The following is an 11,332-nucleotide window of genomic DNA, read 5'->3' as shown; positions in this document are numbered from 1 at the left end:
CGGGCGCCACGCCGCCGCAAGCCACCGCGCGCGTCGAGCACGACAACCACGCTTACCAGTTGGCCGACGCGCGTCAGCAGCGTTTTGCCCTGGACCGTGGCAGCAACGCGGTGGCCGTGGGCAGCGAGCGCTCATTCAATGGCCGTGGCATGTTGTTGGCAAATCCGCATTTCCCGTGGGTGGGCGGCATGCGTTTTTATCAGATGCACCTGACCATCCCCGGCAAACTCGACGTCATGGGCGCCGCATTGCCCGGCTTGCCGATGATCAATATCGGCTTCAACCAGCATCTGGCGTGGACGCACACCGTCGACTCGTCCAAGCACTTCACGCTGTATCGCCTTCAGCTTGATCCGAAAGACCCGACACGCTATCTGCTGGACGGTCAGTCGCTGCCGATGAGCAAGCAGACCGTGACTGTGCAGGTCAAACAGGCCGACGGCCAAGTGGTGCCGGTGGCGCGTGACGTCTATAGCTCGCAGTTCGGCCCGATTGTGCAATGGCCGGGCAAGCTCGACTGGGATAACCAGTTTGCTTACAGCCTGCGTGATGCCAATCTCGACAACGACCGTGTGCTGAAGCAGTGGTACGCGATGAATCAGGCCACCAGTCTCAAGGACTTGCAGGATTCGGTACACAAGATTCAGGGTATTCCCTGGGTCAATACCCTGGCCGTGGATGACCAGGGGCAGACGCTGTACATGAATCTGTCGGTGGTGCCGAATGTCAGCGTCGACAAGCTGGCCAAATGCAGTGACCCGCGTGCCGGTTTGCAGATGATCGTGCTGGACGGCGCCAACAGCGCCTGCGCCTGGGACATTGATCCGCAAGCGGCGCAGAAGGGTATTTATGCCGCCAGTCAATTACCGCAATTGCTGCGCAAGGACTTTGTCCAGCACTCCAACGATTCCGCATGGCTGGCCAACCCCGCGCAACCATTGACGGGTTTCTCGCCGCTGATCAGTCAGCAAGGCCAACCGCTGGGATTACGCTCCCGGTTCGCCCTTGACCGGTTGGGTCAACTGAGCAAAAAAGGCTCGCTGGCGGTGCAGGACCTGCAACAAATGGTCATGGACGATCAGGTGTATCTGGCGACGCTGGTGGTACCGGATCTGCTGAAGTTTTGCGCGGCTGGCCTGAGTGCCGACGCAGCGACATTGAAGCCTGTGTGCGCCAGCCTCAAAGCCTGGGATGGTCGGGCAAACCTCGATTCCGGCCTGGGCCTGGTGCATTTCCAGCACATCATGCAGGCGCTGCAGGAATCGCCGGATATCTGGAGCGTCGCCTTCGATCCGAACGATGCGCAACATACCCCGCGCGGTCTGGCGGTCAAGCAACCGGCCGTGGCACAGGCACTGCGCGAAGCGATGCTGGCCTCTGCCGAGTCGACCGGCAAAATGGGCCTCAAGGCGCAAACGCGCTGGGGTGATATCCAGGTGGTCAGCAGTGGTGGCCAACAGACGCCTATCCACGGCGGGCCGGGGACGTTAGGTATTTACAACGCGATTCAAAGTGTTCCGCGCGAGGATGGCAAACTTGAGGTGGTCAGTGGCACCAGCTACCTGCAAGTCGTGACGTTCGATGAAAAAGGACCGCATGCGCAGGGGCTGTTGGCGTTCTCGCTGTCCAGCGATCCAGCGTCGAAATACTCGCGTGACCAGACCGAGGCCTTTTCGAAGAAGCAGTGGAGTGTGTTGCCGTTTACCGAGCAGCAGATCCAGGCGGACCCGCAGTATCAGGTGCAGACGGTCGTCGAGACCGTGGATAAGGCAGGGAAAGTCGCGGCGCAATAACTGGATTGTTTCTACAGCAAGACCCGAGGGCCACATTCCGTCAAAGGAGGTGGCCTTCAGTTTTTTACCGGTTTTTGCGGCAACGAGTTGATGACCGGGTTGCCTTCCTTGTTGCGTGTCAGATAGACCGGCAGCACTTTGGGCAGGGAATTCACCAGATTGTGCAGCTCTTTGATGTTGTAGACGCCGCCAACCCGAATCGAGCCGGTACTGGTGTCGGCGAGCATCAACGGATTGTTCAGGTAACGGTTGATCAGCGGCAGCGCTTCATTGAGGGCCAGATTGTCCAGCACCAGTTTGCCACTGCGCCAGGCCAACGCTGTGTCGTTGGCGTAGGTCTGGCTGATCTGCGGCATGTAATCACCGTGCCTGTAACGGGCCTGCATCGACGGCCCGAGGCGCAAGCCATCGCCCGGCAGTGTGGCATCGCTGGTCACCAGTACCGAACCTTCAATCAGGTTCACCCGCACCTGATCTTCATACAACCAGACGTTGAACCGCGTACCGGTCACGCGAATCTGGCCTTCGCCTGCACGAACGATAAACGGGTGGGTCAGATCGTGGCTGACGGTGAAGAACGCTTCGCCTTTTTTCAGCGTGACGCGACGTTCATTCTTGTAGTTGCTGAAGGTCAGATCCGTATTGAGGTTCAATTCAAGTTGGCTGCCGTCACTCAGGGTCACCTGACGCACCGCAGCAGTGGCGGCGAAATGCTGATAGCTGTTGGGCAACCAGCCGAGATTCCAGCCGGTGTACGCCGCCAGTGGCAGCGCAAGCGCACAGACACCGGCAGCTACCGCATATTGACGCCATGGACGGGAACGCTGGCTGCCTGGCAGCACGACAGGCGCAGGTTCCGGGCGCGGCAGATGCTCGGCAACGTCCCAGATTTCCAGCATGGCCTCATACTCGAACGCATGCAGGGGGTGAGCGGCATGCCATTGTTCGAATGCGCGACGCTCTTCGTCCGTGCAGTCGGCGGCGTGCAGACGCATGCACCAATGCGCGGCGGCATCAGTGATCGCATCGTATTCGGCTTCCGATAGAGTGTCTTGGGTCATTGACTCGTCCTGATTTCGCACATTCTAACCTTGAGGGGAAGTTGCCGAGAACATCAGTCATGGCAATTAACCATCAAAGTGGAACTTATTTTTCGCTCTGACGCCCAAAAAGCAGGACGCCACTGACTACTATCCATAAATGGAGTGAAAAAATGATCAAAAGAACCTTCGCCGCCGTGATTGCCACTGCCACGTTGCTCAGTGCGGGTGCTGCATGGGCGGACAAGCCAGGTGCTGGCTGGATTACCATTGAAAAAGCCATCGAAACCGTCAAGACCAAGGCCGGTTACGTTGAAGTCTATGAAATCGAAGCCGACAACAATGGCTACTGGAAGGGCGAAGGGCGCAAGGCTGATGGCGTGGTCTACGAATTTCGCATCGATGGCGCTTCCGGCAATATCTTGAGGGATCAGAAGGACTGACCCGCGCTTCAAACCAACCAGCACATGCGCAGGCCAGGCCTGCGCATTTTTTTTGCCTGGGCTACGGCGAAACAGCCGGCACCGGATCGAGCTGCCTGCCCATCTCGCAAATCAGAAAGGCAATCGAATCGGCATTGCGCAAGATCGTCTCAATTCGCGGATAAGGCGTCTGTTGATCGAGGAATGCGTCGCGTGCCGCCGCCAGTGTGGGGCTCAGTGTCGCGTCGAGAATTTCCTTGCTGACATTGGACATTTCCGCGATCTGATCGAACCCGATCCACGACTGACGCTTGTCGCTCCAGCGGGAAAACAACTCTTGTCGCGGGGTCGCCAGAGACAGCGCCTCACGCTGGAAGGTCTGCTGGGAGTTTTTCATCGCCGCGCCCTGGCCGGTAATCGTTTCAATCAGATCGGTAAACGGTCGTCGGGCTTCCAGCGAGGCAATGTCGACGGCATTGCAACGTTGATGAGCGAATTCATGGATCAGAATGGACGCCTGGGCATGCCCGTCGACATTGAAAGGTTCGGTCAGCGAAGACTTGTACCAATCCAGTTGTTGGGCGAAGAATTTCTCGGTGAAATGCACCTTGCGATGCTCGTCATCATCGAGCACAAACGCGATCAGGTTGGCCTCGGGATATTTGTTCGAGCCGATGATGAAACGATCGGTGTTCATCAGATCTTCCGCAGGATCCACCAGCGCCGTACAGACGGGGACGATCGCGTTTTTCACTTTGCCGAGAAGCGTGCTGTCGACGGTGTTTACATCAAAAAACGACTTGAGGAAACGATCCAGACGCGTTCCGGGAAGGTCCCTTTTCAACTGCGCCAGATTGTGCAGGCTGTTGAACGCATAGTAGCGGGCCATATCGACGGCCTGGACCAACATGCGCGCCTTGTCCGGGTGTTTGGCGCGAATATCCTCCATACCGTGTGCTTCGATGTTCAGCACCAGTCGGCGTTCGCGGTCGGTCGCATACCGGTTGTACATTTTCGACATGGCCTTGCCGTAGTGGATGGTGTGCCGGTCCGGGTCCAGCACCAGTTGCGTGGCAGTTTTATGCAAACTGGGACCATAGGTACGGTCGTTAACCATTCGCCACACAACACCTGGTTTGTCGACACGGTAAACCTTGCCGGCAATGGCCGCGTAGGTGCGTCCGTCGTGGGTATTGAGGTAAGTCGCGCTTTCGGCGTCATGGCGCAGTTCGGACAATGCGACGGCTGTGGATTCGAACGATTGCAACTCGGTGCGTGACGGTGCCGTCGGATTTATCCGGGTGCGATGGACGGGCGCTGGAGAGATTTGCCGGGGCTGCGACGCGCTCTCCGCAGCGGTTTCAGCGGATTCCTCCATCGATAGACGACCCATGCTGATCATTTGCAGAGCACCGGCGATAAACGCCTTCAGCGCGCGTTTCCAGTGATGATCCTGCAAGGCTTCGGCGGAGTCCTTGAAGTCTTTGTAGCTTTGCCAGAGAAATGACACGTAGGCGAGTTTGCCCGGCAACAGGCCGGAGATCAGTTTGATGCCATCGCTGAAGAGGTTTTTGGCCGCCTCCCAATCCGCTTGGGCAGTACGTTGCACTTGACTGGCGAGCAGGTGCGGCAAGAGGGCGATGTTGTCCTGGTACAAACGGGACAGGAAATGGTTGTCGACGGCATTGACCGATAACGTCATTTCGCTGGCTTCGCCGACGCTCGACGCTAATAAACCGCGCAACGATGCTTGCTGATGTTCGGGCGAGCGTCGAATCAGCAAATCCTGCAGTGAGCCCGGCGTATTCAGCGCGCTGATCAGATCGGTCTCGCTGGCGAATTCGCGAAACGCCTCCTCGGCATAGGGTGTGTAGAGCACGGTTGGGCCAGGTCGCGATGAGTCGATCACGTACATTGCCAGTGTTTCCACCGGTGCAGCGCCGGGCGTCTTGATCAGTGCCAGCGGCGATACGCGCGCATGAGCGCCCTCGACGCTGGCGCGTGCCTTGCCATCCGGCATGTCCAGCACCTGGCTGATCAGGTCGTAGGCCTGCTCGGACAAGCGCTGTTGCAGTTTCAATGCGTGGGCATGTTGCAGCAGTTGCCAGGGAACTTGTCGTAAGAAACGCTGCTTGCGCACAGCGGCCTGTGGGGTGTTTTGCGAAAGCGTGTCAGTCACCGTCTTGGCGTAGACAGTCGGGATGGCGAGGGACAAGAGCATCTGGCGGACAGCCTGTTGATCCAGGCCGGCCGGTAATGCCTGCGAGGTGCTTGAGGCCACTTTGAAGCCAGTGCCCTGGGCGATGTTGACGTGGTTCAAGGCGAATTCGACCAGGTTGCGTGCCGGCCCGACGAGCGCCAGATCAGGGGTGATTTCGATCTGTAGCGGGTCCAGATGACGCCCGGCAAATCGAGCTTCCAGCAACGATTGCAGCGTCTCACGTACATAGCGGGCCAGGGGGGCAATACCGTGCAGGTAGTCCTTGTCATCGATAACGCTGTTGCGCCATTGCTCCAGCAGTTCGAGGTGGCGTTGTTGCTCGGCAAGCGGCGCCATGCCCAGCCATGCCGGAAGTAATTGTTGTTGCCGGATGGCCTGGGCAAGGTCGGTGGCCCGCTGCAGATTGGTTTCGAGCAGATTGTTTCTCAGAACAGACAGTGCCTGAGTCATTTGTGCATGATCCGGCAGGCGCTTGCGCAGTTGTTCGGCACGAGCGAGATAGAGCTCGATCGCCGATTGCATGCAGGCATCCAGTACATTGCCTTCGATCAACTGCAACGGCCCTAACGAGTATCGGCGGTGGAGCATTTGTGGATAGGCGCGCAGGTTCTCCAGCAACGCCAGTCGTTGAACGCTGTCCTGAAGTCGCTGGTTCAATGCTTTTCGAGCACTGACAATGCTGTCGAATGCCTGAAGTCCCAGCGCGGGTGTCCACAGCATCACCCGGCCGGAGTGCTCCGTATCGAGTCCGCCGCGCTCAGTCAGAAGAACACACTGATCGAGAGGCAATGGGTTGTTCTCCCCGGACACGTTCACCGTCAGGGACCAGGCGTCCGGGCGAAAACCGTTGAGGGAACGTCGATCCTTGCGTGTCGGCTGGTCAGCATTGAACACCGCATCGACAATTGCCCGCTGGGGGCGTTGCAGCGTGCCGTGGATGACCCTGAGTTCTGCTTCGCCACACACACCCACGAACAGTGCATGCGCCAGCCTTGCTTTCATGTTCTCCAGATAGGCCCGCTGATCAGTCGCGGGCGATAACGGTTGGGCAGCGAATTCGGCGGCCAGAAGGGTTTTGACGTCGTCGAACGATTTGATCGCAATCGTGGTTTTGTCGGCCAGTACCTGCGAGGGTTGCTGATGTCCGAGCAGTATCGGGCGGGTACTCCAGCGTTCGAAACTGTCGAGCGTCAGCAACTGCTCGTGGAGCATCGTGCGGATATCCAGCGCCTTGTCGCAGAGGGCATGTGCGTCAACGGCACCATCGCTGTGGCGGAACACCTGCAACGCGTAGTCGACGTTACGCCGTTGTTTGGTCAGGATGAATTCAAACAATACTTTGAAAATCTCGCCGGAAATGACTTCGCCCGTTACCTGCGGGTGATCGAAACCGATGAAACGGTTGCGTTCCTCAAGATTCAACAGCCCGTACAGTTCGTCCTCGTGACCGGCACGCTTGAACTTGCTCAGCAGGGTTTGCTTGAGATCCGAGTAATCCCTGAGTACTTGCAGGCCGTGGGTCGGTGTGTACAGGTAGGCGTTGGTGTGGCTGATCATCAACGAGCCCGCCAGTTCGACATAGTTGGCCTGGTACTCCCACATGCGCACGGTCTCGATGGTGGGCAGACGAGAGACTGTCGGCAGCGGTTCTATCATGGCGTGCAAGGTCGTGAACTGTGCAGCATCAATGATATTGGTTTCTCGTTTGAGCAACAGGTCGGCGCGGGCCTGATCTTCAAGTGCCTGCGCAAAAAAATCGCGACGCGTGGAACCCTCTGCGCAAGGCGACCGCCAGTACATTTCAAGGCGCTCGAACAGCAGCACGGTCAATTTACCTGCAGCGCTGATAACGGCGTTCTCCCACTGCGCCTGATCTGCCAGCGCCGGCGGTTGCGCCGGATTGGAATACTCGTGCAGTGAGCCTTGCGGCCATTTTCCGTGTCGGTAATACATCAGCACGGCGTCGCTCAAACTCAGGACGTCGAGCCAGTGTCGGGTCATACCGAGATCAGGACTGAGGTAAAAACTGACGCGCGTGTGACGCTGTTGCACCCCGGGGAATGCGTCACGGAGCAACCCTTGCAGGACGTGCTCGATCATTGAAGCGAGGGAGGGGAGTTGCTGCAGTTCAGCCAGCATCGCTTGCGCATTTACCTGCTGGGCTTGAGTGATGCCTGCCCGCTGGTTGTCGAATATATCGTCGCCGATGCTTTGAAAACTGATCTGAAGGTCATCGGCTTCCAGCAGCTGCCGGCGTTGACTGATCGGCAGGAACGCCAATAAACGTTCGGCGGTGCCCGGCGTATCGAGGCGTTTTTTCAGCTGTTCCTTGAGGTCGGCGCGGCTGTGGTGCTTTTTGATGCCTTCATAAGGTGTGTAGAGAATCTCGCCGCCGTCATCCGGGGTCGCACCGAGGGTAAAACAGCCGGCCAATGGCACGGCGGGCAGGCCTGTGACGCTGAGCAGGATGCGCTGCGCCAGCATCGGCGGGATCTGTTGGCTACGTAGCGCTTGTGTGGCCAGTTGGGTGTGGGCCAGCCAGTCGAATTCCTTGTGTGACAACCCATGCGTTCGCCTTAGCTCATTCCAGAGACCGGGCGAATTCAGGGTTTCGGGAAACAACAACGGAGAAACAGCTGCAGACATGATCGAGTCTCGACGGGGCGCGTTGCAGCGCCGATAGATTGAGGCTCTAGGTTATGAGTCGCAGGGGGCCGGCAGGTGGTACATAGTTACCGCACGCAGCCGGGCGCAATGTGCCAATCTGTGACGCCGTTGCCCCGGCCTGTCGTGTTCGAGGGTTGACACGTTGCCTTGGCGGCGTGATTAATCGGTTCGCGAGTTCGTACGCTGTTGTTCCCTCCAATAATTAATCTGGAGCTTCAGATGTCTGCGCCATCCGATCCTGTGTCGTCTGCTGTCTCATCAACGCTGTCGCTGGCGGCGTTGACGCAACTGCTTGAAACGATTTTTCTGCGCCACGGTACGTCTGCCGCCGTCGCCCGATCGCTGGCCGCCAATTGCGCGGGTGCCGAACGTGACGGTGCTCACAGCCATGGCGTGTTCCGCATTCCCGGTTATGTGTCGACCCTCAACAGCGGCTGGGTCAACGGGCAGGCAGTGCCGCAGGTTGAAGATGTCGCCTCGGGGTTTTTGCGGGTCGACGCTGCCAACGGCTTTGCCCAGCCAGCACTGGAGGCGGCACGGCCATTGTTGGTGGAAAAGGCCCGCAGTGCCGGCATCGCGGTTCTGGCCATTCGCAACTCGCATCATTTCGCCGCGCTGTGGCCGGACGTTGAACCTTTCGCCGAAGAAGGTCTGGTGGCCCTGAGTGTGGTCAACAGCATGACCTGCGTGGTGCCGCATGGCGCCGACCGGCCGCTGTTCGGCACCAATCCGATCGCTTTCGCCGCGCCACGTGCGGGGGCTGCGCCGATTGTCTTCGATCTGGCTACGAGCGCCATTGCCCATGGCGATGTGCAGATTGCCGCGCGTAAAGGCGAGCGTTTGCCGGCCGGGATGGGCGTCGACAGCCTTGGTCAGCCGACGCAGGACCCGAAAGCGATTCTGGAGGGCGGTGCGTTGCTGCCGTTCGGCGGTCACAAGGGCTCGGCCCTGTCGATGATGGTTGAGTTGTTGGCGGCGGCGCTGACGGGGGGCAATTTCTCTTTCGAATTCGACTGGAACAATCATCCCGGCGCGAAAACCCCGTGGACCGGTCAATTGCTGATCGTGATCGATCCGAGCAAAGCCGCCGGGCAGAGTTTTGCCGAGCGCAGTCATGAACTGGTGCGGCAGATGCACGGCGTCGGGCTCAAGCGCCTGCCGGGTGATCGTCGACATTTGCAGCGGGAAAAATCTCTGGAGCGAGGGATTGTGCTGGAGGCGCAGACCCTGGAACAACTTCAGCACCTGGCAGGATTTTAAGCGATTCACTCGGGTGAAAATGGCTACCGGGCGGAAGGCGGCAGCCAGCCTTACAGGGCGATTGCCGAGGCGTTCTTACAGATTTTGAAATAATTTGTGGCTGGGGAAATGCCTGCGAGTGCCTGTACGCTTCAAGGCCTTTTTCCATTCAGGACTTGCATGAACACCCTCTCGGAGCCTCCCAGTTTTCCGTTTTCCCTGCGCCATGGCGCGGTCTTGACGCACTCGCAGCATCCAGTTTTCCGACTCCCGAACATCGTAGACAACGCAGCCTCAGAGCTTTCGCGTTGCACTTTGCCGTGTCCGACAGCCTGAATTCACTGAAGAGAGATCGAGACATTTTATGGAATGGTTAGCGGATCCCACGGCCTGGCTGGGACTTTTGACACTGATCGTGCTGGAGTTGGTGCTGGGCATCGACAACCTGGTGTTCATCGCGATTCTGGCGGACAAACTGCCTCCGCATCAGCGTGACCGCGCGCGGATCATTGGCTTGTCGCTGGCACTGATCATGCGCCTGGGCCTGTTGGCGAGTATTTCCTGGCTGGTGACGCTCACTCAGCCGTTGTTCGAAGTGTTCGACAAGAGCTTTTCCGGCCGTGACCTGATCATGCTGTTTGGTGGCGTGTTCCTGTTGTTCAAGGCCACCATGGAATTGCATGAGCGTCTGGAGGGGCATGTCGGCGAGCGTTCGAGTAACACGGCGTATGCGCTGTTCTGGCCGATCGTGGCGCAGATTGTGGTACTCGACGCAGTGTTCTCGCTGGACGCGGTCATTACCGCTGTGGGCATGGTCGATGAACTGGCGGTGATGATGATCGCGGTGATCATTTCCATCGGCCTGATGATCGTCGCGAGCAAGCCATTGACGCGCTTCGTCAATGCGCACCCGACGGTGATCATGCTGTGTCTGGGCTTTTTGATGATGATCGGTTTCGCCTTGACGGCCGAAGGCCTGGGCTTCCACATCCCGAAAGGTTATCTGTACGCGGCGATTGGTTTCTCGATCCTGATCGAGGTGTTCAACCAGATCGCCAGGGCCCGACGCAAGCGCTCCATGCAGGGTTTGCGGCCGATGCGCGAGCGTACGGCGCATGCGGTGATGCGTTTGCTGGGCGGCCGCAAGCTGGCCGTGGAGGAGGTCGGCGAAGAGATTTCCGACCTGTTGGATAATGGCGACGCACCGATCGCGGAGCTGTTCGACCGACGCGAGCGGGTAATGATCAGTGGTGTACTGCAATTGGCCGAACGGCCGATTCGGGCACTGATGACCGTGCGTGCGGATGTTGACTGCATTGATCTGGCAGACGATGCCGAGCGCATTCGCACGAAGTTGATGCACTCCTCCTACTCACGTCTGCCGCTGATTCGTGATGGCGCGGTGGATGAGCCGTTGGGCTTCGTGCACAAAAAGGAGTTGCTCAAGGAATACCTGGCCGGCGAAGAGCCGAATCTGGAACACCTTGCACGCCAGACGATCAATCTGCTCGACAGTTATTCGATCCTCAACGCGCTGGAGCAAATGCGTGCGGCCTCGACCCACATTGCCTTCGTGGTCAATGAATTCGGTGACTTTGTCGGCGTTTTGACCATGACCGACATTCTCGAATCGATTGCCGGCGAGCTGCCTGATGCCAGCGAAATCGAAGGCCCGGATGTGATCGAGGAGCACGGCGGGTTCATGGTCAGCGGCGCGCTGAACCTGATGCGAGTTCGGCAGCGTACCGGGTTCGGCGCAGAGCCGACCGAGGATTACCAGACGTTGGCCGGGTTGGTGATGAGCTTGCTCGATCGATTGCCGATGGTTGGCGATCGGCTGGACTACGAGGAATGGCAAATGACCGTGGTCAAGGTCGAAGAGCGTCGCGTGACACGGGTATTGCTGACCCAAAACCAACCCTGAACCACTTACCCCTGTAGGAGCTGCCG

Annotated in this window: 6 protein-coding genes; 4 read left to right on the top strand and 2 right to left on the bottom strand. The window is 58.6% G+C overall.

Translation table 11 applies throughout. From position 1 onward, the window contains the following. A partial coding sequence (gene pvdQ / locus PMI37_RS02890) for a bifunctional acylase PvdQ (RefSeq protein ID WP_008077867.1) occupies window positions 1-1,793 on the top strand: 1,793 nt, incomplete at its 5' end. 56 nt (window positions 1,794-1,849) lie between these two features. Here the strand turns inward: pvdQ and PMI37_RS02885 are convergent. Further along, window positions 1,850-2,854, bottom strand: coding sequence for a FecR family protein (locus PMI37_RS02885; RefSeq protein ID WP_008077865.1), 1,005 nt, complete (start codon window positions 2,852-2,854; stop codon window positions 1,850-1,852). Window positions 2,855-3,006: 152 nt separating this feature from the next. On the opposite strand from PMI37_RS02885, the gene PMI37_RS02880 reads away from it, so the two are divergent. Beyond that, window positions 3,007-3,276 carry a PepSY domain-containing protein gene (locus PMI37_RS02880; RefSeq protein ID WP_008077864.1) on the top strand — a complete coding sequence of 90 codons (270 nt, stop codon included), beginning with the start codon at window positions 3,007-3,009 and terminating at the stop codon, window positions 3,274-3,276. Between the two features lie 61 nt (window positions 3,277-3,337). On the opposite strand, the gene PMI37_RS02875 is transcribed toward PMI37_RS02880, so the two are convergent. Next, window positions 3,338-8,122 carry a dermonecrotic toxin domain-containing protein gene (locus PMI37_RS02875; RefSeq protein ID WP_008077862.1) on the bottom strand — a complete coding sequence of 1,595 codons (4,785 nt, stop codon included), beginning with the start codon at window positions 8,120-8,122 and terminating at the stop codon, window positions 3,338-3,340. Window positions 8,123-8,362: 240 nt separating this feature from the next. Between PMI37_RS02875 and PMI37_RS02870 the strand changes: the two genes are divergently transcribed. Both PMI37_RS02870 and PMI37_RS02865 read left to right on the top strand, forming a co-directional pair. Further along, complete coding sequence (locus PMI37_RS02870; RefSeq protein WP_008077860.1) at window positions 8,363-9,403, top strand: Ldh family oxidoreductase; 1,041 nt, start codon at window positions 8,363-8,365, stop codon at window positions 9,401-9,403. 343 nt (window positions 9,404-9,746) lie between these two features. After that, window positions 9,747-11,306, top strand: a complete 1,560-nt coding sequence (locus PMI37_RS02865) for a TerC family protein (RefSeq protein ID WP_008077858.1) — start codon at window positions 9,747-9,749, stop codon at window positions 11,304-11,306. Window positions 11,307-11,332 lie beyond the last annotated feature (26 nt).

This window comes from Pseudomonas sp. GM80, assembly GCF_000282515.1.
Classification (GTDB): Bacteria; Pseudomonadota; Gammaproteobacteria; order Pseudomonadales; family Pseudomonadaceae; genus Aquipseudomonas.
This window is presented reverse-complemented; position numbering and strand designations above follow the sequence as displayed.

Coding starts and splice junctions, on each gene's coding strand:
- PMI37_RS02885 (WP_008077865.1), bottom strand. CDS start 2,854: ATGACCCAAGACACTCTATCGGAAGCCGAATACGATGCGATCACTGAT.
- PMI37_RS02880 (WP_008077864.1), top strand. CDS start 3,007: ATGATCAAAAGAACCTTCGCCGCCGTGATTGCCACTGCCACGTTGCTC.
- PMI37_RS02875 (WP_008077862.1), bottom strand. CDS start 8,122: ATGTCTGCAGCTGTTTCTCCGTTGTTGTTTCCCGAAACCCTGAATTCG.
- PMI37_RS02870 (WP_008077860.1), top strand. CDS start 8,363: ATGTCTGCGCCATCCGATCCTGTGTCGTCTGCTGTCTCATCAACGCTG.
- PMI37_RS02865 (WP_008077858.1), top strand. CDS start 9,747: ATGGAATGGTTAGCGGATCCCACGGCCTGGCTGGGACTTTTGACACTG.